This window comes from Pantoea sp., assembly GCF_032114055.1.
Taxonomy (GTDB): domain Bacteria; phylum Pseudomonadota; class Gammaproteobacteria; order Enterobacterales; family Enterobacteriaceae; genus Pantoea.
In genome coordinates this window covers 20,615-45,438 of sequence record NZ_DAMCTB010000006.1, presented here as the reverse complement: position 1 = coordinate 45,438, position 24,824 = coordinate 20,615, and the positions used below count along the sequence as shown (strand labels likewise).

The 24,824-nt window shown below is 56.7% G+C and carries 19 protein-coding genes and 2 tRNA genes; 19 read left to right on the top strand and 2 right to left on the bottom strand.

Translation table 11 applies throughout. The features are described 5' to 3' along the window. The first annotated feature begins 16 nt into the window (after positions 1-16). From surE to rpoS, 4 genes are all read left to right on the top strand, one after another. Positions 17-778: a 5'/3'-nucleotidase SurE gene (surE, locus tag RT657_RS11865; protein WP_313654691.1), complete on the top strand. Its 762-nt coding sequence runs from the start codon at positions 17-19 to the stop codon at positions 776-778. After that, positions 772-1,398: a protein-L-isoaspartate(D-aspartate) O-methyltransferase gene (locus tag RT657_RS11860; RefSeq protein ID WP_313654690.1), complete on the top strand. Its 627-nt coding sequence runs from the start codon at positions 772-774 to the stop codon at positions 1,396-1,398. The genes surE and RT657_RS11860 overlap by 7 nt, the downstream gene beginning before the upstream one ends. Positions 1,399-1,560: 162 nt before the next feature. Then, on the top strand, positions 1,561-2,661 hold the full coding sequence (nlpD, locus tag RT657_RS11855) for a murein hydrolase activator NlpD (RefSeq protein ID WP_313654895.1): 1,101 nt from the start codon (positions 1,561-1,563) through the stop codon (positions 2,659-2,661). 57 nt (positions 2,662-2,718) lie between these two features. Then, positions 2,719-3,711 carry an RNA polymerase sigma factor RpoS gene (rpoS, locus tag RT657_RS11850; RefSeq protein WP_009086923.1) on the top strand — a complete coding sequence of 331 codons (993 nt, stop codon included), beginning with the start codon at positions 2,719-2,721 and terminating at the stop codon, positions 3,709-3,711. 145 nt (positions 3,712-3,856) lie between these two features. On the opposite strand, the gene mutS is transcribed toward rpoS, so the two are convergent. Both mutS and narL read right to left on the bottom strand, forming a co-directional pair. Beyond that, positions 3,857-6,418 (bottom strand): DNA mismatch repair protein MutS, encoded by a 2,562-nt coding sequence (gene mutS, locus RT657_RS11845; protein ID WP_313654689.1) that lies wholly within the window; start codon positions 6,416-6,418, stop codon positions 3,857-3,859. A 305-nt stretch (positions 6,419-6,723) separates the two neighbouring features. Continuing rightward, a complete protein-coding gene (narL, locus tag RT657_RS11840) occupies positions 6,724-7,374 on the bottom strand; it encodes a two-component system response regulator NarL (RefSeq protein WP_313654687.1) in 651 nt (216 codons plus the stop codon). A gap of 313 nt (positions 7,375-7,687) precedes the next feature. On the opposite strand from narL, the gene RT657_RS11835 reads away from it, so the two are divergent. From RT657_RS11835 to RT657_RS11765, 15 genes are all read left to right on the top strand, one after another. Continuing rightward, complete coding sequence (locus RT657_RS11835; protein WP_313654686.1) at positions 7,688-9,079, top strand: NarK family nitrate/nitrite MFS transporter; 1,392 nt, start codon at positions 7,688-7,690, stop codon at positions 9,077-9,079. A 101-nt stretch (positions 9,080-9,180) separates the two neighbouring features. Then, positions 9,181-12,942, top strand: a complete 3,762-nt coding sequence (locus RT657_RS11830; protein WP_313654685.1) for a nitrate reductase subunit alpha — start codon at positions 9,181-9,183, stop codon at positions 12,940-12,942. Further along, a complete protein-coding gene (gene narH, locus RT657_RS11825; protein WP_313654684.1) occupies positions 12,939-14,483 on the top strand; it encodes a nitrate reductase subunit beta in 1,545 nt (514 codons plus the stop codon). The genes RT657_RS11830 and narH overlap by 4 nt, the downstream gene beginning before the upstream one ends. Further along, on the top strand, positions 14,480-15,208 hold the full coding sequence (narJ, locus tag RT657_RS11820) for a nitrate reductase molybdenum cofactor assembly chaperone (protein ID WP_313654683.1): 729 nt from the start codon (positions 14,480-14,482) through the stop codon (positions 15,206-15,208). Before narH ends, narJ begins: the two co-directional genes overlap by 4 nt. After that, a complete protein-coding gene (narI, locus tag RT657_RS11815) occupies positions 15,205-15,882 on the top strand; it encodes a respiratory nitrate reductase subunit gamma (protein ID WP_313654682.1) in 678 nt (225 codons plus the stop codon). Before narJ ends, narI begins: the two co-directional genes overlap by 4 nt. Positions 15,883-16,031: 149 nt before the next feature. Beyond that, positions 16,032-17,114 carry a lytic murein transglycosylase B gene (gene mltB, locus RT657_RS11810; RefSeq protein WP_313654681.1) on the top strand — a complete coding sequence of 361 codons (1,083 nt, stop codon included), beginning with the start codon at positions 16,032-16,034 and terminating at the stop codon, positions 17,112-17,114. Positions 17,115-17,195: 81 nt separating this feature from the next. After that, positions 17,196-17,531 carry a zinc ribbon domain-containing protein YjdM gene (locus tag RT657_RS11805; protein WP_313654679.1) on the top strand — a complete coding sequence of 112 codons (336 nt, stop codon included), beginning with the start codon at positions 17,196-17,198 and terminating at the stop codon, positions 17,529-17,531. A gap of 204 nt (positions 17,532-17,735) precedes the next feature. Further along, positions 17,736-18,512 carry a trans-aconitate 2-methyltransferase gene (tam, locus tag RT657_RS11800; protein WP_313654894.1) on the top strand — a complete coding sequence of 259 codons (777 nt, stop codon included), beginning with the start codon at positions 17,736-17,738 and terminating at the stop codon, positions 18,510-18,512. Between the two features lie 105 nt (positions 18,513-18,617). Continuing rightward, entirely contained in the window at positions 18,618-19,112 is a 495-nt protein-coding gene (pncC, locus tag RT657_RS11795) for a nicotinamide-nucleotide amidase (protein ID WP_313654677.1), read from the top strand. Positions 19,113-19,207: 95 nt separating this feature from the next. Continuing rightward, entirely contained in the window at positions 19,208-20,275 is a 1,068-nt protein-coding gene (gene recA, locus RT657_RS11790) for a recombinase RecA (protein ID WP_313654676.1), read from the top strand. 123 nt (positions 20,276-20,398) lie between these two features. Then, positions 20,399-20,923 carry a regulatory protein RecX gene (locus RT657_RS11785; protein WP_313654675.1) on the top strand — a complete coding sequence of 175 codons (525 nt, stop codon included), beginning with the start codon at positions 20,399-20,401 and terminating at the stop codon, positions 20,921-20,923. Positions 20,924-21,056: 133 nt separating this feature from the next. Beyond that, complete coding sequence (gene alaS, locus RT657_RS11780; RefSeq protein ID WP_313654674.1) at positions 21,057-23,684, top strand: alanine--tRNA ligase; 2,628 nt, start codon at positions 21,057-21,059, stop codon at positions 23,682-23,684. 249 nt (positions 23,685-23,933) lie between these two features. Beyond that, positions 23,934-24,119 (top strand): carbon storage regulator CsrA, encoded by a 186-nt coding sequence (csrA, locus tag RT657_RS11775; RefSeq protein WP_008927091.1) that lies wholly within the window; start codon positions 23,934-23,936, stop codon positions 24,117-24,119. A 282-nt stretch (positions 24,120-24,401) separates the two neighbouring features. Beyond that, positions 24,402-24,494 (top strand) — tRNA-Ser (locus RT657_RS11770). A gap of 8 nt (positions 24,495-24,502) precedes the next feature. Continuing rightward, positions 24,503-24,579: transfer RNA gene (locus tag RT657_RS11765), tRNA-Arg, on the top strand. Positions 24,580-24,824 lie beyond the last annotated feature (245 nt).

The window sequence follows — 24,824 nt, the reverse complement described above, 5'->3', positions numbered from 1 at the left end:
AAAAGGTCAGAACGAAATGCGGATATTGCTCAGTAACGATGACGGCATTCATGCGCCAGGGATTCAGACTCTGGCAAAAGCCCTTCGGCAGATTGCTGACGTTCAGGTAGTTGCCCCCGATCGTAACCGAAGCGGTGCCTCGAACTCATTAACCCTGGAAACGCCCCTGCGCACCTTCACCCATGAAAACGGCGATATTGCCGTTCAGATGGGCACGCCGACCGATTGTGTTTATCTGGGGGTAAACGCACTGATGCAGCCGCGTCCCGATATCGTGGTATCAGGGATCAATGCCGGCCCCAATCTGGGTGATGATGTGATTTACTCCGGCACGGTAGCGGCCGCGATGGAAGGGCGGCATCTCGGCCTGCCGGCCATCGCGGTGTCTCTGAATGGCCATCAGCACTACGCGACGGCGGCGGCGGTCGTCTGCGCCATTCTGAAGGCGCTGACGCATGAACCGCTGCGTACGGGCCGCATACTCAATATCAACGTTCCCGATTTGCCCCTGGCAGAGCTAAAAGGTATTCGCGTAACGCGCTGCGGCAGCCGCCATCCTGCCGACCAGGTGATTGCCCAGCAGGATCCGCGTGGCAACACTCTCTACTGGATTGGCCCGCCCGGCGAACAGCTGGATGCGGGACCGGATACGGACTTCGCCGCCGTGGATCAGGGCTATGTCTCTGTCACCGCGCTGCATGTCGATTTAACGGCACACAGTGCGCAGGATGTGCTCAGCGACTGGCTGGTCCAGGCTGAGGTAAACCTGGCATGGTAAACCGGCGTATTGAGACATTGCTGACGCAGTTGCGTCAGCAGGGCATCGACGATGAAAATCTGCTGAAAGCCCTGAGTGACGTGCCGCGCGAGCGTTTTATCGACGAGGCCTTCGAGCATAAAGCCTGGGACAATGTTGCCCTGCCTATCGGTTCCGGACAGACGATCTCTCAGCCCTATATGGTGGCGAGAATGACTGCGCTACTGGCGCTGAATCCGCACTCCCGGGTGCTGGAAATCGGTACCGGCTCGGGTTATCAGACGGCGATTCTGGCCCATCTGGTCGATCATGTTTATTCCGTGGAGCGGATTAAAGGGCTGCAGTGGCAGGCAAAGCGTCGCCTCAAGCAGCTGGATCTGCATAACGTCTCCACGCGCCATGGCGATGGCTGGCAGGGCTGGCCTTCGCGTGGCCCTTTCGATGCGATTATCGTCACGGCGGCACCGCCGGAAATTCCGATTGCGCTGATAGCACAGCTGGCAGAAGGCGGCATTATGGTGCTGCCGGTTGGTGAAGAGCAGCAGGTGCTGAAACGCCTGCGTCGTCAGGGCGAAGAGGTGGTTGAAGAGATCATTGAGCCGGTGCGTTTTGTGCCACTGGTGCAGGGCGACCTGGCCTGACCTTCTACGTATTTCTTCACAACTGTTTCATGGCACCACGTAGCTGATGTTGTTACTATCCAGTTTATTCAATAAAAAAGCAGATTTTACCGCGCCATGCAGAGCATTCTGCTGGCAGGTACAGTGAAATACACAGAACAGCGCTGCCATCACGGGGGATTAATGAGCACGGGAAGCACACTTTTTCAGTTACGCCGTCTGGCGGCTCTTTCACTGGTAGGTTTCTGGCTGGCTGGCTGCAGCTCTGGCGACAATTCTCAGGCCCCGATCAGCCGCGTCGGCGATGGTGGCGGCATGATGAACAGCCCGGCGGGCGGAGGCCAGGTTTCAGGCGGTATTCCTGCCGCACCCTCTCAGGGACAAATGTTAAGCAGAAATTCAGCATCTGCCCCAGTCAGCGGTGGAATGATTAGTACCAGCAATAATGTTGAAACGCAGAATGGCCGTATAGTGTACAACCGCAGTTACCAGAATATTCCTAAGGGTAGCTACTCAGGTGAAACGTATACCGTTAAGCGCGGAGACACATTGTTCTATATTGCCTGGATCACCGGCAACGATTTCCGCGATTTAGCCCAGCGCAACAACGTTCCGGCGCCATACAGCCTGAATGTCGGACAGACATTACAGATTGGAAATGGGTCGGGCCAGCCAATTACCGGTGGAAATTCCATTACTGCGGCTGATGCAACGCAGGGCGGGGTTGCGGCAGCGCCACAAATTAAATCTCCTGCTGTTGCACAGCAACCTGTTATTACGTATTCTGATGATTCGGGAAATTCGGGTGGCAGCAAATTGTTGCCTTCGAAAGGAGCAAATGTTGCAATGACAACAGCTCCAGTGATTACCGCACCCCCTACGGTTAGCAGCACAACCAACAGTTCAACGCCGGTCGGAAGCTGGCGCTGGCCGACTGATGGGAAGATTATCGATAACTTCTCTGCCGCCGAAGGTGGCAATAAAGGTATCGATATCGCCGGGACACGCGGACAATCTGTGGTGGCCACTGCTTCAGGACGAGTGGTTTACGCAGGTAACGCACTCCGGGGTTACGGTAATTTAATCATCATCAAACACAATGATGATTACCTGAGCGCCTACGCCCACAACGATACAATGCTGGTCCGGGAACAACAGGAAGTTAAGGCGGGGCAAAAGATCGCTACCATGGGTAGCACCGGAACCAGTTCAGTCAGATTACATTTTGAAATTCGTTACAAGGGGAAATCCGTAAACCCGTTGCGTTATTTACCGCAGCGATAATCCGGCAGAACACAACAGCTTTATGTTCTGCCCTGGAATCACGGGTAGGAGCCGCTTATGAGCCAGAATACGCTGAAAGTAAACGAGTTACATGAGAACGCGGAATTCGATGAGAACGGAGCTGAAATTTTTGACGAGAAAGCACTCGTTGAAAACGAAGCCAGTGATAGCGACGTAGCGGAAGAAGAGTTGCTATCACAGGGTGCGACGCAGCGTGTCTTAGATGCGACGCAGCTCTATCTTGGGGAGATTGGCTATTCTCCGTTGTTAACGGCAGAGGAAGAAGTGTTCTTCGCTCGCCGTGCATTGCGGGGTGATATCCCTTCCCGTCGCCGTATGATTGAAAGTAACTTACGCCTGGTGGTAAAAATCGCCCGTCGTTACAGCAATCGTGGTTTAGCTCTGTTAGACCTGATTGAAGAAGGTAACCTCGGCCTGATTCGTGCCGTTGAGAAATTTGACCCGGAGCGCGGGTTCCGTTTCTCAACCTATGCCACCTGGTGGATTCGTCAGACTATTGAACGGGCGATCATGAATCAAACCCGTACCATTCGTCTGCCGATTCACATTGTGAAAGAACTGAATGTTTATCTGCGTACTGCGCGTGAACTTTCCCACAAGCTCGATCATGAGCCAAGTGCGGAAGAGATCGCTGAGCAACTGGATAAACCGGTTGATGATGTCAGCCGCATGTTGCGTCTTAACGAGCGCATCACCTCAGTCGATACGCCATTAGGCGGAGATTCTGAGAAAGCGCTGCTGGATATTCTGGCCGATGAAAAAGACAACGGCCCGGAAGACACCACGCAGGACGATGACATGAAACAAAGCATCGTCAAATGGCTGTTTGAACTGAACGCTAAGCAGCGTGAAGTGCTGGCACGTCGCTTCGGTCTGTTAGGCTATGAAGCTGCAACGCTTGAGGATGTCGGTCGTGAAATCGGCTTAACCCGTGAGCGTGTACGTCAGATTCAGGTTGAAGGTTTGCGCCGTCTGCGCGAAATCCTGCAGGCGCAGGGTCTCAACATTGAAGCACTTTTTCGCGAATAATCGTAATTAAGCCTGCGGGCTGACTTACGCAAAAAGCGGTGGTGAAAACCACCGCTTTTTTTATGCCTGCGGAAAAGTAGGGCGTGGTGCGGAGGCAGAACGCACGGCAGAACCGCACCGCGTGGGAACACGGCGCGGTGCGGCGTCAGACCAGTGATTTAAGACGATAAATCCAGTCAAGTGCCTGACGCGGTGTCAGTGTATCCGGATCCAGCGCTTCCAGCGCCTCCACGGCAGGCGACGTCTCCTCAACCAGCAGCGGCAGCTGAGACCCATCTACGGTCGAGGACGCAGCGTGACCGGACACCGTTTCCAGCTCCTTCAGTTTGTTTCGCGCCCGCTTAATCACCTCTTTGGGCACACCAGCCAGCGCGGCCACCGCCAGTCCATAACTCTTACTTGCTGCGCCTTCCTGAACACTGTGCATAAAAGCGATGGTCTCCCCATGCTCAACGGCATCCAGATGGACATTGACCACACCTTCCATTTTTTCCGGCAGGGTGGTCAGCTCGAAGTAGTGCGTGGCAAACAGCGTCATGGCTTTGATGCGATTGGCCAGATTCTCGGCACAAGCCCAGGCCAGCGACAGACCGTCGTAAGTTGAGGTGCCGCGACCAATCTCATCCATCAGCACAAGGCTATTTTCGGTGGCATTGTGCAGGATATTGGCGGTTTCAGTCATCTCCACCATAAACGTTGAGCGGCCGGAGGCCAGGTCATCAGCGGCCCCGACGCGGGTAAAGATGCGATCCAGCGGGCCAATCAGCGCCTCATCAGCAGGCACAAAACTTCCCATCCAGGCCATCAGTGCAATCAGCGCCGCCTGCCGCATATAGGTACTTTTACCACCCATATTCGGACCGGTAATGATCAGCATTCTGCGCTGAGGCGCCAGTGACAGCGGATTGGCAATAAACGGCTCTTTCAATACCTGTTCAACCACAGGGTGTCGACCGCCGCTGATTTTAATTCCGGCTTTATCCTGTAAGACCGGTCGGCAATAGTTAAGGGTCCAGGCACGTTCCGCCAGGTTGCTTAACACATCCAGCTCAGCCAGCGCCGCCGCGCTCAGCTGCAGATCTTCAAGATGGGGTAGCAGCTGGTCGAACAGTGCCTCATAGAGACTTTTTTCCAGCGACAGGGCTTTGCCTTTGGAGGTGAGGACTTTGTCTTCATACTCCTTGAGCTCCGGAATGATATAGCGTTCGGCATTTTTCAGCGTCTGACGACGCACATAGTGCATGGGAACCTGATGGCTCTGTCCACGGCTGACCTGGATGTAATAGCCGTGTACGCCATTAAATCCGACCTTCAGGGTATCCAGTCCCAGCTTCTCGCGCTCGCGAATCTCCAGCCTGTCGAGGTAGTCGGTGGCGCCATCGGCCAGCGCGCGCCATTCGTCCAGCTCCGCATTGTAGCCGGGCGCAATGACACCGCCGTCGCGGATTAGCACTGGCGGTGACTCGATAACAGCCTGCTCCAGCAGCTCGCGCAGCGCGGTGAACTCGCCCATTCGGGTACGCAGCTTCTGCAACTGAGGCGCCTGCACATCGGCCAGCAGTCGGTTGAGTTCCGGCAGTTGCTGGAACGCGTGACGCATACGAGCCAGATCGCGCGGACGCGCGGTGCGCAGGGCCAGCCGCGCCAGAATACGTTCCAGATCGCCAACCTGACGCAGCACCGGTTGCAGTGCTTCGCTAAGGTTTTGCAGCTCGGCAATCGACGCCTGACGCTGGGTAATCGTCTCCGCATCACGCAGTGGCATGTGCAGCCAGCGCTTCAGCATCCGGCTTCCCATCGGCGTGACCGTTTTATCCAGCACGGCCGCCAGCGTATTGTCGGTGCCGCCTGCCATGTTCTGGGTGATTTCCAGATTACGGCGGGTGGCGGCATCCATGATAATGCTGTCCTGCTGCCGCTCCATGCTCAGTGAACGGATGTGAGGCAACGTGGTGCGCTGGGTATCTTTGGCATATTGCAGCAGACAGCCAGCCGCGCTCAGTCCCAGATGCGCATTTTCCACGCCAAAGCCGTTGAGATCGCGGGTGCCAAACTGCAGATTGAGCTGCTGACGTGCGGTGTCGATCTCAAACTCCCACAACGGACGGCGACGCAGGCCGCGTCGCTGGTCGATCAGCGACATCGCCTGAAAATCTTCGGGATAGAGCAGCTCGGCTGGATTGGTGCGCTGCAGCTCGGCCGCCATCGTTTCGGCATCGCCAGGTTCGCTCAGGCGAAAACGGCCTGAACTGATATCGAGCGTGGCGTAGCCAAAACCGCGCGGGCTCTGCACAATCGCTGCCAGCAGATTGTCATGCCGCTCCTGCAGCAGCGCCTCATCACTGATGGTGCCGGGGGTGACGATGCGCACCACTTTGCGCTCTACCGGCCCTTTGCTCAGCGCCGGATCGCCGATCTGTTCGCAGATAGCAACCGATTCACCCAGCTGCACCAGCTTAGCCAGATACCCTTCCACCGCATGATGAGGTACACCGGCCATCGGAATCGGTTCACCCGCAGATGCGCCGCGTTTAGTCAGTGAGATTTCCAGCAGTTGCGAGGCGCGCTTAGCGTCATCATAAAACAGCTCGTAGAAGTCACCCATCCGGTAAAACAGCAGAATGTCAGGATGCTCTGCCTTGAGGCGCAGGTATTGCTGCATCATTGGCGTATGAGAAGGAAAGTCCTTTTCGGTTGGCTCTTGCATAAGGTTTTAACTCATCTTTGCTGCGGTAAATTTCTGGCGGTCAACGCCCATGAAACCGAAAGGGATTAGCGTCGGCGCGCAGGATAAACAGATGATAACGAATAGGGCAGGACTTATGCCAGCCTGATGCATCGCCGCGCGCCTCACCCTATAAAGCTGACAGGCATCCTGGCAAACGTGGCGGCGGCTGGCGACAGAAAAGTTGCGGTTTTCAGCGTGCTGATCGATTGCTGCGAGGCGGCTCGCGGTTTACAGGGTTATACAGGTGGAGTCAGGCACAGCACCACATCGGGCCGTGCTGCCGGTCAGCGCAGCCCGTTCTGCAGCGCCCAGACGGCGGCTTCGAGCCGGGATTTGAGGTTCATCTTCTTCAGCAGGTATTTGACGTGCACCTTGACGGTGCTTTCGCTGATGGCCAGTTTGCGGGCAATCGCCTTGTTCGTCATCCCGTCACTGATCAGCAGCAGGATCTCCCGTTCACGCCGGGTGAGCTGACTGATGTCGCGCGACCGTGCAGGCTGCGCTGCCCGCAGCCGGGAGACCAGCACCGGCGTCAGCGCCTCGCTCAGGACAATCTGACCAGCCGCTGCCTGATACAGCGCTTTCAGCAGAGCTTCCGGCTCCATATCTTTCAGCAGATACCCATCCGCGCCGCGCTTCAGTGCGCTGACAACATCCTCTTCGTTATCTGACACGCTGAACACCACCACCCGGCCGGAAAGGGCCATTTCGCGCAGCTGAGTCAGGGTATCCAGTCCGTTCAGACCGGGCATGTTGAGATCAAGCAGGATCAGGTCAGGATCGTGCTGCTGAGCCAGCGCCAGCCCCTCGATGCCGTTACCGGCTTCGGCCACCACCTGCAGTCGCGGATCCAGTGCCATCAGCTGCTTCAGCCCGCTACGCAGCATGGGATGATCGTCAATCAATATGAGCGTGTGTTTCTCTGCCGTCACCATCCCTCCCGCTTCTGTCAAATCGCCAGCGTTGTGCAGACGAAGAAACCTATCTTAACGGGGAAGCCGGGCGGCCACATACCCCTAAAGGACTACTCCTTTATTTCCATCTGACCCTCCTCTGGCGGGGGGAATAGGCGGGTGCGTTTAAACCTTATGATTTATAAGGATTATCGATTTTTGACCCGCTACTTAACCGGGACGAGCCGGGGCGGCGGCATGCGGGCAACCTGCCTTGCCGTTGATTTGTATCAAGCAAGCGGGCAGGCCGGATACGCAGGATAGGCACAATTATTATTCTGCTGATGAGAGATCTATGACCCAATCCGCTCCTTTGCAAACCCCGACGCGCGGTGCCTTGATTCAGGACTGGCAGCCGGAAAATGAAGCGTTCTGGCAGGCGCAGGGTAAGCGTATCGCCCGCCGTAACCTGTGGATTTCTGTGTTCTGCCTGCTGCTAAGCTTCTGCGTCTGGATGCTGTTCAGCACCGTCGCGGTTAACCTGAATAAGGTTGGCTTTAATTTCAGCACAGAACAGCTCTTTTTGCTGACCGCACTGCCTTCCGTCTCCGGGGCGCTGCTGCGGGTGCCTTACTCTTTCGTTATTCCCATCTTCGGTGGACGCCGCTGGACCGCCTTCAGTACCGGCATCCTGATCGTTCCCTGCCTGTGGCTCGGCTTCGCCGTCCAGGACAGTCAGACCGCCTTCACGACCTTTATGGCGATCTCGCTGCTGTGCGGTTTCGGTGGTGCCAACTTCGCCTCCAGCATGGGCAATATCAGTTTCTTCTTCCCCAAAGCCCGTCAGGGCGGCGCGCTGGGCATCAACGGCGGGCTGGGCAACCTCGGCGTCAGCGTGATGCAGTTTGTTGCACCGCTGGCGATCTCCTGCGCGATTTTTGCCTTTGCGGATAAAGGCCACACCAGCATCGCCGGTGAGACTATCTGGCTGGAAAACGCCGCCTGGATCTGGGTGCCGTTCCTGGCGGTCGGCACACTTGCGGCCTGGTTTGGTATGAACGATCTGGCGGCGGCGAAATCTTCGCTGCGTGAACAGCTGCCGGTGCTGAAACGTCCGCATCTGTGGGTGATGGCGCTGCTCTATCTGGCAACGTTCGGGTCGTTTATCGGTTTCTCTGCCGGTTTTGCCATGCTGGCGAAGACCCAGTTCTCTGGCGTCGTGATCATGCATTACGCCTTTTTCGGGCCGTTTATCGGCGCGCTGGCCCGTTCCGCAGGCGGCATCATCTCTGATCGTTTCGGTGGCACGCGCGTCACCCAGATCAACTACGTGCTGATGGCGCTGTTTACCGCGCTGCTGTTCCTGACGCTGCCGGGTGCCGGACATGAAGGCTCTTTCACTGCCTTTTTCGCCATTTTCATGGGGCTGTTCCTGACATCCGGTCTGGGTAGCGGCTCGACCTATCAGATGATTGCGGTGATCTTCCGCAAACTGACGCTGGAACGCTTCAAAGCCAGAGGCGGTGACGATGCACTGGCGCAGCGTGAAGCGGCAACCGAGACCTCGGCGGCGCTGGGCTTTATCTCTGCGATCGGTGCGCTGGGCGGCTTCTTTATCCCGCAGACCTTTGGCCTGTCGCTCGCCATGACCGGCTCGCCCGCCGGGGCAATGAAAATCTTCCTGGTCTTCTATCTCTGCTGCATCGCGGTGACCTGGCTGGTTTACGGGCGAAAAGCGCGCGCCTGATAACAACAATGCCGGTATGGCGCACCGGCAACATTTTCCTTTCTGTGTCGCGACAGATGCAGAGTCAGCAATGTCATACCAGGCCTTCAGGAGTATTCCGGATGAGCAAGTTTCTAGATCGATTTCGCTATTTTAAACAGCTGGCCGAGCCCTTTTCCGGCCAGCACGGGCAGACGCTCAACAGTAACCGCGACTGGGAAGAGGGTTACCGTAGCCGCTGGCAGCACGATAAAATCGTGCGCTCGACCCACGGCGTTAACTGTACCGGCTCATGCAGCTGGAAAATCTATGTGAAAAACGGACTGGTGACCTGGGAGACCCAGCAGACCGATTATCCGCGCACCCGTCCCGATCTGCCCAATCATGAACCGCGGGGCTGTCCACGCGGGGCCAGCTACTCCTGGTATCTCTACAGCGCGAACCGCCTGAAATATCCGCTGATGCGCAGGACGCTGATCCAGCTGTGGCGGGAAGCAAAAGCGCAGCACAGCGATCCGGTAGAGGCCTGGGCGTCCATCATTAGTAACCCGGAGAAAGCCCGCAGCTACAAACAGGCGCGGGGACGCGGAGGCTTTGTTCGCTCCAGCTGGCAGGAGGTCAACGAGATGATCGCCGCCGCCAACATCTGCACCGCGAAAACCTTCGGCCCGGATCGCATCATGGGCTTTTCGCCAATTCCGGCGATGTCGATGGTCTCTTACGCCGCGGGCGCGCGTTACCTTTCTCTGATTGGCGGCACCTGCCTGAGTTTCTATGACTGGTATTGCGATCTGCCGCCTGCATCACCCATGACCTGGGGTGAGCAGACCGACGTGCCGGAGTCGGCGGACTGGTATAACGCCGCCTACATCATTGCCTGGGGCTCAAACGTTCCGCAGACCCGTACGCCGGATGCGCACTTCTTTACTGAAGTGCGCTACAAAGGCACCAAAACCGTGGCGGTCACGCCGGACTATGCCGAAGTCGCCAAGCTGTGCGACCAGTGGCTGAGTCCGAAGCAGGGCACCGACAGCGCGATGGCGCTGGCAATGGGCCACGTCATGCTGAAAGAGTTTCATCTTGACCGCGAAGTCCCCTATTTCCACGACTACGTGCGCCGCTACACTGACATGCCGATGCTGGTGCTGCTGGAGCCGCGTGAGGGTGGCTACTACGCCGCAGGTCGTCAGCTGCGCGCCAGCGATCTGGTGGATGGACTCGGCCAGGAAAATAACCCGGAATGGAAAACCGTGGCGCTGAATCAGGCGACCGGTGAACTGATTGTGCCGCAGGGCGCTATCGGCTTCCGCTGGGGGGAGAAGGGCAAATGGAATCTGGAGCAGCGCGACGGCCTGACACAGCAGGAGGCTGAGCTGCAGCTCAGCCTGCTCGGCAGCCACGATGAGGTGGTTGAGGTCGGTTTCCCCTACTTTGGCGGCCTCACACACGAGCATTTCAACAGCGTCGCGCTGGATGAGATTCTGCGGCATAAGCTGCCGGTGAAACGGTTGCAGCTGGCGGATGGCAGTGAGGCGCTGGTCACCAGCGTCTACGACCTGACCCTGGCCAACTACGGTCTGGATCGCGGGCTGGATGATGCCAGCTGCGCGCAGAATTACGATGAGATCAAAGCCTACACCCCGGCCTGGGCCGAGCAGATCACCGGCGTTTCCCGTCAGAATATTATCCGCATTGCCCGCGAGTTTGCCGAAAACGCAGAGAAGACCCGCGGTCGTTCGATGATCATCGTCGGTGCCGGTATGAACCACTGGTATCACATGGACATGAACTATCGTGGCCTGATGAACATGCTGATCTTCTGCGGTTGTGTCGGTCAGAGCGGCGGTGGCTGGGCGCACTATGTCGGCCAGGAGAAACTGCGTCCGCAGACCGGCTGGACCCCACTGGCCTTTGGCCTCGACTGGCAGCGTCCGCCGCGCCAGATGAACAGCACCTCCTTCTTCTATAACCACTCCAGTCAGTGGCGCTATGAAACCCTGAATATTCAGGAGCTGCTGTCACCGCTGGCGGATAAAAGCCGCTACACCGGCAGCCTGATCGACTTCAACGTGCGTTCCGAACGGATGGGCTGGCTGCCTTCCGCGCCGCAGCTTAACGTTAACCCGCTGCACCTCGCGGCGCGGGCGAAAGCGGCCGGACAGTCACCGCTGGCATACACCGTGGAGAGCCTGAAGCAGGGCACCGTGCGTTTTGCGGCCGAACAGCCGGACGATCCGCAGAACTTTCCGCGTAATCTGTTTGTCTGGCGCTCCAACCTGCTTGGCTCGTCAGGTAAAGGGCATGAGTACATGCTGAAGTATCTGCTGGGCACCGAAAATGGCATTCAGGGTAAAGACCTGGGCCAGCAGGGCCGCGAGAAGCCGGAAGAAGTGGAATGGCAGGATCAGGGCGCCGAAGGCAAACTCGATCTGGTGGTCACGCTCGACTTCCGTATGTCGAGCACCTGCCTCTACTCCGATGTCGTGCTGCCGACCGCGACCTGGTATGAAAAGGACGACATGAATACGTCGGACATGCATCCATTTATTCATCCGCTGTCGGCCGCCGTTGATCCGGCGTGGGAGTCGAAAAGTGACTGGGAGATCTATAAGGGCATCGCCAGAGCCTTCTCCGATCTCTGTCCTGGCCATCTGGGTGTGGAAACCGATGTGGTCACGCTGCCGGTCCTGCATGACTCGCCTGCGGAGCTGGCGCAGCCATTTGACGCGAAAGAGTGGAAAAAGGGCGAATGCGACCTGATCCCGGGCAAAACGGCACCGCACATTATGGTGGTGGAACGCGACTATCCAGCGACCTGGGAACGTTTTACCTCGCTGGGACCGTTGCTGGAAACCCAGGGTAACGGTGGCAAAGGCATCAGCTGGAACACCTGTAAAGAGATCGATTTCCTCAAACAGCTGAACTATGTCAAAGCGCATGGCCCGGCAGCCGGGCGACCGAATATCGACACGGCGATCGATGCGGCAGAAGTGATCCTGGCGCTGGCCCCGGAGACCAATGGTCAGGTAGCGGTTAAAGCGTGGCAGGCGCTGGGCGAGATTACCGGCCGCGATCACACCCATCTGGCGCTGAACAAGGAAGATGAGAAAATCCGCTTCCGCGATATCCAGGCGCAGCCACGCAAAATTATCTCCAGCCCGACCTGGTCAGGTCTGGAAGATGAGCATGTCTCCTATAACGCCTGCTACACCAACGTCCATGAGCTGATCCCGTGGCGTACGCTGAGCGGCCGTCAGCAGCTCTATCAGGATCATGAGTGGATGCGCGCCTTTGGCGAGAGTCTGATGGTCTATCGTCCGCCCATCGATACCCGCGCAGCGAAGCCGTTGCTGAACAGCAAGCCCAACGGTAATCCGGAGAAGGCGCTGAACTTCCTGACGCCACACCAGAAGTGGGGCATTCACTCGACCTACAGCGACAATCTGCTGATGCTGACGCTGTCGCGTGGCGGACCGATCGTCTGGATGAGTGAAGATGACGCCCGCGAGCTGGGCATTATGGACAACGACTGGATCGAGGCGTTCAACGCTAACGGCGCGCTGACTGCACGAGCGGTCGTGAGCCAGCGTATTCCGGCCGGGATGACCATGATGTACCACGCGCAGGAGCGCATCGTGAATATCCCCGGCTCGGAGATCACCCGCCAGCGCGGCGGGATCCATAACTCGGTGACACGCACCTGCCCGAAACCGACACACATGATCGGCGGCTATGCGCAGCTCTCCTGGGGCTTTAACTACTACGGCACCGTCGGTTCTAACCGTGATGAGTTCGTGGTGGTCCGCAAAATGAACAACGTTAACTGGTTAGATGGCGAGGGCAACGATGCCTGCCAGGGCAGCCTGCAGGAGGTAAAACCATGAAAATTCGTTCACAGGTCGGCATGGTGCTGAACCTCGACAAATGTATCGGCTGCCATACCTGCTCGGTGACCTGTAAAAACGTCTGGACCAGCCGCGAAGGCATGGAGTATGCCTGGTTTAACAACGTCGAAAGCAAGCCGGGCGTCGGCTATCCGCACGCCTGGGAAGATCAGCAGAAGTGGAAGGGCGGCTGGATCCGTAAGATCAATGGCAGGCTGGAGCCGCGCATGGGCAGCCGCGTCGGCCTGCTGTCGAAGATCTTTGCTAACCCTGACGTGCCTGCGCTGGATGACTACTACGAACCCTTTGATTTTGACTACCAGCATCTGCACACGGCGCCCGCCGGTAAACAGCAGCCGATCGCCCGCCCGCGCTCGCTGATCACCGGTCAGCGGATGAAAAAGATCGAAAACGGCCCGAACTGGGAAGAGATCCTCGGTGGCGAGTTTGCCAGGCGCTCTCAGGACAGGAACTTCGACAATATCCAGAAGGAGATCTACGGCCAGTTTGAGCACACCTTCATGATGTACCTGCCGCGCCTGTGTGAGCACTGCCTCAATCCGGCGTGCGTAGCGACCTGCCCGAGCGGTGCGATCTACAAGCGCGGTGAAGATGGCATTGTGCTGATCGACCAGGATAAATGTCGCGGCTGGCGGATGTGTCTGACCGGCTGTCCTTACAAGAAGATCTACTTCAACTGGAAAAGCGGCAAATCAGAAAAATGTATTTTCTGTTATCCGCGTATTGAGTCGGGTCAGCCCACTGTCTGCTCGGAAACCTGTGTCGGCCGGATCCGTTATCTCGGTGTGCTGCTCTATGATGCTGACCAGATTGAACGCGCGGCGGCAGTCGAAAACGAAAAGGATCTTTATCAGAGCCAGCTGGATATTTTCCTTGATCCCAACGATCCGGCGGTGATCGCCCAGGCGCTGAAAGAGGGCATCGCACAGAGCGTCATCGACGCGGCGCAGCGATCGCCGGTCTACAAAATGGCGATGGAGTGGAAGCTGGCGCTGCCGCTTCATCCTGAATATCGCACGCTGCCGATGGTCTGGTATGTACCGCCGTTATCGCCGATTCAGTCAGCGGCGGATGGCGGCGCACTGGCGCATACCGGTGTGCTGCCGGATGTGGAGAGCCTGCGGATTCCGGTTGAGTATCTGGCGAATCTGCTGACCGCCGGTGACACTGCACCGGTGCTGATGGCGCTGAGGCGGATGCTGGCGATGCGTCACTACAAGCGCGCAGAGAGCGTGGACGGCGAGCGGGATATCCGGGCACTGGAGCAGGTCGGCCTGACCGAAGCGCAGGCGCAGGAGATGTACCGCTATCTGGCGATCGCAAACTATGAAGATCGCTTTGTGGTGCCCTCCAGCCATCGCGAACTGGCGGGTGAAGCCTTCCCGGAAAGCAAGGGCTGCGGCTTCAGCTTTGGTGATGGCTGTCACGGCAGCGACACGAAATTCAACCTGTTCAACAGCCACCGTATCGATGCCATCGACATCGGTAAGAAAACGACGCGCCCGGAGGATGCCTCATGATCACACTGCGCATTGTGTCGCGCCTGCTCGACTACCCGGACGAGGCGCTCTTCACCCACGCTCGCGACCTGACGGCGGCGCTGGACAGCGCCTGTGAACTCAGTGAGCCGCAGCGCGCACGGCTGGCGGGCTTTATTCAGCAGCTCTGCGCCCGACCTCTGCTTGATGTGCAGGCGGACTATGGCGAACTGTTCGATCGCGGCCGCGCCACTTCGCTGCTGCTGTTTGAACATGTGCACGGAGAGTCACGCGATCGCGGTCAGGCGATGGTCGATCTGCTGGCGCAGTATCGCGCCGACGGTCTGGAACTGGACAGCAAAGAGCTGCCCGACTATCTGCCGCTCTACCTTGAGTATCTCGCCTGTAAGAGTGATGAGGCCGCGTGTCAGGGGCTGAATGACATCGTGCCGATCCTGGCGCTGCTGGCCGCCCGCCTGGAGGCGCGGCAGAGCCCTTACGCCGACCTTTTTGCGGTGTTGCTGGCGCTCTCCGGTAGCGCGATTGATGCTGTGGCGCTGAAACCGCAGGTGGCACAGGAGGCTCGGGACGATACCCCGGCGGCGCTGGATGCCGTCTGGGAAGAGGAGCAGATTAAATTTCTCGGCGAACAGGGCTGCGTCCCGGCGCAGCAGGCGATGCATCAGCGTCGCTTTGCCGATGCAGTCACGCCGCAGTATCTGGATATCGCCACGGCTACAGCGCGTATCACTGGAGAATCAGAATGAATTTTATCAACACCTTCTTCTTCGATATTTACCCCTATCTCGCCGGAACAGTCTTCCTGGTCGGAAGCTGGCTGCGCTATGACTATGGGCAGTACAGCTGGCGTGCCGGTTCCAGTCAGATGCTGGATAAGAAAGGGATGCGCCTCGCCTCCAATCTGTTCCATATCGGCATCATCGGTATTTTCTTTGGTCACGTGGTCGGGATGCTGACGCCGCACTGGATGTATCAATCCTTTCTGCCGATCGACGTGAAGCAGAAGCTGGCGATGATCGCCGGTGGCCTGTTCGGTGCGATGACGCTGACGGGGGGGGCGCTGCTGCTGAAGCGCCGGCTGACTCATCCCCGGGTGCGCGCCACCAGCAGCGTCGGTGACATTCTGATCATCACGCTGCTGGTCGCGCAGGCCACGCTGGGCCTGCTGACCATTCCTTTTTCCGCTCAGCATCCGGACGGCAGTGAAATGATGAAGCTGGTGGGCTGGGCGCAGGCGGTAGTGACGTTTCACGCTGGCGCTTCGCAGCATCTGGATGGGGTGGCGCTGATCTATCGCATCCACATGGTGCTGGGAATGACGCTGTTCCTGCTCTTTCCGTTCTGCCGGCTGGTGCACATCTGGAGCGCGCCGGTTGAGTATCTGACCCGCCGCTATCAGCTGGTGCGAAACCGCCGCTGAACGCAACATGGCCGCGGGGTAAATTGTGCCCTGCGGCCATCGCAACCGGCCGCTTCATTGACGTTTTTTTAAGATTCTGACCTGTATGTCATGGCCCTGAACGTCTACTATTAGCGCATCTGAATTCACCCCTCGTTTATGGATAACCGATGCGTTTCAAGTTAGCCCTTCTTGCGTTTATTCCGCTTCTGGCGTCCTGCAGCAGCAAACCTGACGTTCCTTCACAGCAGAAAATGCTGCCTGCACCGCAGGGCGGTTTTTTACTGCAGCCAGCGCACAGCGGACAGGCGATGTTTGGTGACTTCGCCGGTAATCCGGCAGCCGAACAGTTCATCGATAAGATGGTGGAGAAGCATGACTTTGATCGTCAGCAGTTGCACAACATCATCGGTCAGGCAAAACGGCTGGACTACGTGCTGCGGCTGATGGATCGTCAGGCGCCGAGCTACACGCCTGCGCCGGGTCCTAACGGTGCCTGGATCCGCTATCGCAACAAGTTCATCACGCCGGATAACGTGCAGAATGGCGTGGCGTTCTGGAATCAGTATCAGGATGCACTACAGCGTGCGCAGCAGGTCTACGGCGTGCCGCCGGAAATTATTGTCGGCATTATCGGCGTGGAAACCCGCTGGGGGCGCGTAATGGGCAAAACCCGCATTCTGGATGCGCTGGCGACCTTATCGTTTAACTATCCGCGCCGCGCCGCCTACTTCAGCAGTGAACTGGAAACTTTCCTGCTGATGTCGCGTAAAGAGCAGGATGATCCGCTGGCGCTGAAAGGTTCGTTCGCCGGGGCGATGGGCTACGGTCAGTTTATGCCGTCTTCCTACAATGACTATGCGGTTGATTTCAACGGTGACGGCCATGCTAATCTGTGGGATCCGGTGGACGCCATCGGCAGCGTGGCGCACTACTTCCAGAAGCATGGCTGGCGCAGCGGCGAAAATGTGGCGGTTCCGGCCAGCGGCCAGGCGCCAATGCTGGAAGATGGCTTCAAAACCCGTTACAGCGTGAGCATGCTGTCGGCCTCCGGTCTGTCGCCGCAGGGTTCGCTGAATGGAAACGATCAGGTCAGCCTGCTGCGCCTCGATCTGGGCACCAGCTATCAGTACTGGTACGGCTTACCCAACTTTTACGTGATCACCCGCTACAACCACAGCACCCATTATGCGATGGCGGTGTGGCAACTGGGTGAGGCGGTGAGCAAGGCACGGCAGGGCGGTCTGTTATAAAGGCTGTCCTTATTAACTGTAAGGTTATATGATGACGTCCTTTTTTCAGGCCCCCGCGCCGCTGATATTTCCGGAGTCGTTATGTCTTTACCTGCCTGCCCAGCCTGTCACGCCGATTACACCTGGCAAGATGGCGATAACTTTAACTGCCCCTCCTGCGGCCATATCTGGACTGAGGGAGAAGGCGACAGCAGCAACGCCATACCGGAAGTGCGTGATGCCAACGGCAACCTGCTGGCAGACGGCGACAGTGTGACGGTGATTAAAGATCTCAAGGTGAAGGGCAGCTCCTCTTCGCTGAAGATTGGCACCAAAGTGAAAAGTATTCGTCTGGTTGAAGGTGATCACAACATCGATTGCAAAATCGACGGCTTTGGCCCGATGAAACTCAAGTCTGAGTTTGTGAAAAAGAACTGAGATCGGGGGCGCAGGGAAGCGCCCGCTATTTTCAGTTCCGTTTTGACGCCTGCTATCCCGCTCCGCTAAAAGCCCGCCTGCGGCGCGACGCCCATCTCTCTGTCCCGTGCCGTTACACCACGATATTCGGTAAAGGTCTGCACTTTTTCATTTTTCATCCGTCTGACTATGCAGATGTCTCTGATAACCTGGCGAGAGGTGATGATGAAAGAGTGGGATCCCGTGCTGTATCGTAAATTTGAAGCGGAACGAACCCGTCCGGCCCGTGAGCTGCTGGCACGTATCACCATGGAGCAGGTTGAGCAGGTGACCGATCTGGGATGCGGGCCGGGTAACAGCACGGAGCTGCTCACTGACGCCTGGCCGCTGGCACAGATCACCGGACTCGACAGTTCAGCGACGATGCTGGCGCAGGCCAGAGAGCGGCTGCCGCAGTGTCGCTTTGTTCAGGCCGACATCCGCAGCTGGCAGGCGGATGCCCCGCAGCAGGTGATTTACGCCAACGCTTCGCTGCAATGGCTGGATAATCACACCACGCTGTTTCCTCATCTGGTCGCTCAGCTGGCGCCCGGCGGCGTGCTGGCCGTGCAGATGCCGGATAATCTGCAGGAGCCGTCGCATCGGCTGATGCGCGAGGTGGCGGCATCAGCGCGCTGGCGCTCACAGATTCACGCCGAGGCCGTTGAACGCACGCAGCTGCTTTCCACCGGAGAGTATTACGATCTGCTGACACAGGCGGGTTGTGAGGTCGATATCTGGCGCACCACCTATTATCACATCATGGCCGACGCGCAGGCGATTATCAGCTGGCTGCAGGCGACTGGTCTCAGGCCGTTTCTGGCGAACCTGGATGAGGCCGGGCAGAACGCCTTTCTGGCTGAATATCATCAGCGTCTCGTCACCGCCTATCCTGCTCAGGCGGCGGGGCAGGTTCTGCTCGCCTTTCCGCGTCTTTTCATGGTTGCAGTGAAAAAAACCTAAGCGCGGTGGAAAGTTCGCCGCAAAATCAGCGCAATCGTGGCGGATGACCTTGAAAAAGCGCGCTTTCTGCACCACCTTCAAACCACAGCCAAACGGAGAGATGCAATGGACGATCAGCAATTGCAGGCGCTCAGCGCCCGGATAGGGGAGCAGCTGAAGCAGCGCAATGCCACCGTCACCTGTGCGGAATCCTGCACGGGCGGATGGATTGCCAAGGTATTTACCGATATCAGCGGCAGTTCTGCCTGGTTCGAACGCGGGTTTGTGACCTACAGTAATGAGGCGAAACAGCAGCTGGTAAACGTTCAGGCGACGTCGCTGGAACAGGCTGGTGCGGTCAGTGAAGTGGTGGTGCGCGAGATGGCGCTGGGAGCACGCGAGGCCGCCCGGGCCGACTACGCTATCTCGGTCAGCGGCATTGCCGGCCCGGATGGCGGCAGCGCAGAAAAACCGGTTGGTACGGTGTGGTTTGGCTTTGCCGGGCCACAGGATAACGTATTGACTTTTCAGCAGCATTTTAGCGGCGATCGTGACGCCGTCCGCCGCCAGTCGGTGGCATGGGCCCTGCAGACACTGTATGGCGAATTTCTGACAAATTAAACTTGATACTGTATGACTATACAGTATAATTGTCGGCAACAGAAAGAGTGCAGGCACCCTGAGTGCGTGTTTACCCGGCTTGATTAGGAGTTGAAATGGCGATTGATGAAAACAAACAGAAGGCTTTAGCTGCCGCGCTGGGCCAGATTGAGAAACAATTTGGTAAAGGTTCCATCATGCGCTTGGGTGAAGACCGCTCAATGGATGTGGAAACCATCTCGACCGGTTCGCTGTCGCTGGACATTGCTTTAGGTGCAGGCGGTCTGCCAATGGGGCGTATCGTTGAGATCTACGGACCCGAGTCTTCCGGTAAAACCACGCTGACCCTGCAGGTTATCGCGGCGGCACAGCGTAAGGGCAAAACCTGTGCCTTTATCGATGCGGAACATGCGCTGGATCCGGTCTACGCCAAGAAGCTGGGCGTGGATATCGAAAATCTGCTCTGCTCACAGCCCGATACCGGTGAACAGGCGCTGGAAATCTGTGATGCTCTGGCGCGTTCCGGTGCCGTTGACGTCATCATCGTCGACTCCGTTGCCGCGCTGACGCCGAAAGCGGAAATCGAAGGTGAAATCGGTGACTCACACATGGGCCTTGCGGCACGTATGATGAGCCAGGCGATGCGTAAGCTGGCGGGTAACCTGAAGCAGTCAAACACCCTGCTGATCTTCATCAACCAGATCCGTATGAAAATTGGTGTGATGTTCGGTAACCCGGAAACCACGACCGGTGGTAACGCGCTGAAGTTCTACGCCTCTGTCCGTCTTGATATCCGCCGTATCGGTGCGATTAAAGAGGGCGATAATGTGGTCGGCAGTGAAACCCGCGTGAAAGTGGTGAAAAACAAAATCGCTGCGCCATTCAAGCAGGCCGAGTTCCAGATCATGTATGGCGAAGGGATCAACACCTACGGCGAGCTGGTTGACCTGGGCGTCAAGCACAAGCTGATCGAAAAAGCGGGTGCGTGGTACAGCTACAACGGCGACAAGATTGGCCAGGGTAAATCGAATGCGGGCAACTTCCTGAAAGAGAATGCTGCCGTGGCAAACGAGATTGATATGAAGCTGCGTGAGATGCTGCTTAACGGCGCGGATGAAAGTGTGGCAGCGGACAAATCCGCTGACAACGAAAACGCCGAAAGCGAAGCGAACGAAGATTTCTAATCACGATTGCGGGAGAGGCAAAAGCCTCTCCCGCTGTTTTTGCCCCCTCAGTTTCCTTTCCCGCCTTTCCTCTGTCCCGTTCTGTCGCCATAATCTCCTCTCTGTTTGTACAAGGTGCGCAGTATGACTGAATCCTCACAGCCTAAGGCTCAACCTAACGTCGTCTCTTACTCTCGCCTGCTTGACCGGGCGATGCGTATTCTGGGTCAGCGCGATCATAGCCGTGCCGAACTGGCGCGTAAGCTGCAGCAGTCTGCTCAGCGTGCCGCCTGGGCGCAGAAAAAAGAGCCCGAAATCATCCCCGAAGAGCTGCTGGAGCAGGTACTGGACTGGTGTCAGGAAAGTGGCTGGCTGAACGACGAGCGTTTTACCGAACGCTTTATTCAGAGCCGAAGCCGCAAAGGTCTGGGATCGCAGCGCGTGCGCCTTGAGCTGGCTCAGAAAGGCATCGACCGAGAGGCTATCGACATTGCGATGGAGGAAACGGAGGTTGACTGGGCGGCGAGAGCGGCACAGATGGCGGAGAGAAAATTTGGTCATCCACTGCCCACTGAATGGAAAGAGAAAGCGAAAGTGCTGCGTTATCTGCAATCTAAAGGCTTTAAAAGCGAGGATATCCAGTCTGTTTTCAGAAATTTTGATGACTAAGGGCCGATGTAATTTTACTTCCCACTGAAGAAATTTTATCTTATTCCCACTTTTTGTTCCTCTGGTCAGGCACCACAAAAAAGTGGCTGCGCCGATCAGAGGGGACGTTCGTTAGCGTGATTCCAGGACATATATGAGCAAGAGCACTGCTGAGATCCGTCAGGCGTTTCTCGACTTTTTTCATAGCAAGGGACATGAGGTTGTAACCAGCAGCTCCCTCGTACCGAATAACGATCCAACGTTGTTGTTTACTAACGCCGGGATGAACCAGTTTAAAGATGTGTTCCTCGGTCAGGACAAACGTGACTACACCCGTGCGACCACCTCGCAACGCTGCGTTCGCGCAGGGGGTAAACACAACGATCTTGAAAACGTCGGCTACACCGCCCGTCACCACACCTTCTTCGAAATGCTGGGTAACTTCAGCTTTGGTGATTACTTCAAGAGAGAGGCGATTGGTTTTGCCTGGGAACTGCTGACGAGCGAACAGTGGTTCAGCCTGCCAAAAGAGCGCCTGTGGGTGACGGTTTATGAAACCGATGATGAAGCCTTCGATATCTGGGCAAATGAAATCGGTGTGCCGCGTGAGCGCATCATTCGCATTGGCGATAACAAAGGCAGCGCTTACGCGTCCGATAACTTCTGGCAGATGGGCGACACCGGTCCATGTGGCCCCTGCAGCGAGATTTTCTACGATCATGGCGACCACATCTGGGGTGGCCCGCCGGGCAGCCCGGAAGAGGATGGCGATCGCTACATCGAAATCTGGAACATCGTCTTCATGCAGTTCAACCGTCAGGCAGATGGCACCATGCTGCCGCTGCCAAAACCGTCGGTTGATACCGGAATGGGTCTTGAGCGTATCTCGGCCGTTCTGCAGCACGTCAACTCTAACTATGAAATCGACCTGTTCCAGAAACTGATTCAGGCCGTTGCGAAAGTGACCGGTGCGACCGATCTCAGCAACAAATCACTGCGCGTGATTGCTGATCATATTCGCTCCTGCGCATTCCTGATTGCAGATGGCGTGATCCCATCGAATGAGAACCGCGGCTATGTGCTGCGTCGCATCATTCGTCGCGCCGTACGTCATGGCAACATGCTGGGCGCTAAAGAGGCGTTCTTCTACAAGCTGGTTGCGCCGCTGATCGAGGTCATGGGTGCCGCAGGTGAAGACCTGCAGCGTCAGCAGGCTCAGGTTGAGCAGGTACTGAAAAGCGAAGAAGATCAGTTTGCCCGTACGCTGGAACGCGGCCTGGCGCTGCTGGATGACGAGCTGGAAAAACTGCAGGGCGATACGTTGGACGGCGAAATCGTCTTCCGTCTCTATGATACCTTTGGCTTCCCGGCTGATTTGACGGCAGATGTCTGCCGCGAACGTAATCTGAAAATCGACGAAGCCGGCTTTGAGCAGGCGATGGAACAGCAGCGCCAGCGTGCACGTGACGCGAGCGGCTTCGGCGCGGACTACAGCAATGTGATTCGCATTGACGCAGCTTCCTCGTTCAAAGGTTATGACCAGCTCGATCTGGCGGCCACAGTCAAAGCACTCTACGTTGCTGGCGAGGCGGTGGATGAAGTGAACGCCGGTCAGGATGCCGTCATCGTGCTGGATGAAACCCCATTCTATGGCGAATCGGGTGGTCAGGTTGGCGATACCGGTCTGCTGAAAGGGAAGAATGCTGAATTTAGCGTTCAGGACACACAAAAATATGGTCAGGCAATCGGTCATGTCGGTAAGCTGACCGCAGGGCAGTTACGTATTGGTGATCGCCTTGAGGCGCAGGTCGATGCAGCACGTCGTGCGCGCATCCGCCTTAACCACTCTGCGACCCACTTATTGCATGCCGCATTGCGTCAGGTTCTGGGCGAGCATGTGGCTCAGAAAGGCTCGCTGGTTAACGACAAATATCTGCGTTTCGATTTCTCGCATTTCGAAGCGATGAAACCTCAGGAAATTCGTCAGGTCGAAGATATCGTCAATGCACAGATCCGCCGCAACCTGCCGGTGGAAACGGAAGTGATGGATCTCGACGCGGCGAAGTCTAAAGGTGCGATGGCTTTGTTTGGCGAGAAATATGATCAGCGCGTACGCGTTCTGACCATGGGCGATTTCTCTGTTGAGCTGTGCGGCGGAACCCACGCTGCACGGACCGGTGATATCGGTCTGTTCCGCATTCAGGCTGAGTCAGGTACAGCGGCGGGTATTCGTCGTATTGAAGCGATTACCGGTGAAGCTGCGCTGGCTCAGGTTAATGCGCAAAGCAGCCAGCTGCACGATCTGGCGCAGCTGGTTAAAGCGAACAGCAGCAACCTGAACGAGAAGGTACGTGGCCTGGTCGACCATGTTCGCGTATTGGAGAAAGAGTTGCAGCAATTACGCGATCAACAGGCCGCGCAGGAGAGCGCTTCACTGAGCAGTAGTGCTGTCGATGTTAAAGGTGCGAAACTGCTGGTCAGTGAGCTTAGCAATGTCGAGCCCAAAATGTTGCGTACCATGGTTGATGATCTCAAAAACCAGCTTGGGTCTGCGATTATCGTGCTGGCAACCGTAACAGACGGTAAGGTGTCGCTGATTGCGGGTGTGACCAAAGATCTGACTGACCGTGTTAAGGCGGGTGAACTGATTGCCGGTCTGGCTCAGCAGGTTGGCGGGAAGGGCGGTGGTCGTCCTGACATGGCGCAAGCGGGTGGTAACGATGCTGAGGCGCTTAAAGGCGCGCTGGCAGGGGTAGAGAGCTGGGTTAACAGCCGCCTGTAATGAAATAGAATAAAGCATTGTCTGAAGCGTCAGAACCCTGGTTCCGGCGCTTTTTAATACAGTGCCAGAGCAGCAAATGACAAAGTCAGGTTGATGTAGTGTATTTCGGCTAAACTAACTATCAGCAGAATGTATTGGCGCATCGATGCGCGTTGGTGTCATTCTCACAGCCAATGTGCAGCGTTAAATGATGGATAATGCCGGGTGCCTGTACAAGCCCGACTCTTTTAATCTTTCAAGGAGCAAAGAATGCTTATTCTAACTCGTCGAGTTGGTGAAACCCTCATGATCGGTGATGAGGTAACTGTAACGGTACTGGGTGTGAAGGGTAACCAGGTTCGTATAGGGGTTAACGCCCCAAAAGAGGTCTCTGTACATCGTGAAGAGATCTATCAGCGCATCCAGGCTGAAAAAACGCAACAAACCAGCGTTTAACGGATTCAGCGTCTCGCATTCCTGCGAGGCGCTACCGCTTTCTGCAAAAAAACCTTTCTTTCCTTTGCTTTCCTGCTTCGCATTTTTACTGACACTCTCCTCTTTCATTGTTGATAATTCACCCTTTTTGCCGTCATTTTGCTCCAATTGCGTGCGATTTGTGCAATTGAAAAAAGTTTTGGAAAAATTGTTTGACTTAAAAGTCCGGGAAAGTAATATGTGCGCCACGCAGTGCCGATGAGCAGAAACAAGTTCAGAAGCACGGTTCGAAAGAAAGCGTAAGGTGAGGTGGCCGAGAGGCTGAAGGCGCTCCCCTGCTAAGGGAGTATACGGTCAAAAGCTGTATCGAGGGTTCGAATCCCTCCCTCACCGCCATTTTCGATGCATCCATAGCTCAGCTGGATAGAGTACTCGGCTACGAACCGAGCGGTCGGAGGTTCGAATCCTCCTGGATGCACCATATTCTCCAATATGGTTAGTGCCTCAGTGTTTCATGACGTGAATAGCGTTCAGGTCTCACTAAGGAGGATAACGTTGCGTTAGCAACGGCCCGCAGGGCGAAGCGCAAGCTGATTAATCCTTCTTGATGCACCATTCTTCGTAACATCCTCAGGTTGGTTTCTGTCAGTCCATAAAAGTTATACCCCTCAATGCATCCATAGCTCAGCTGGATAGAGTACTCGGCTACGAACCGAGCGGTCGGAG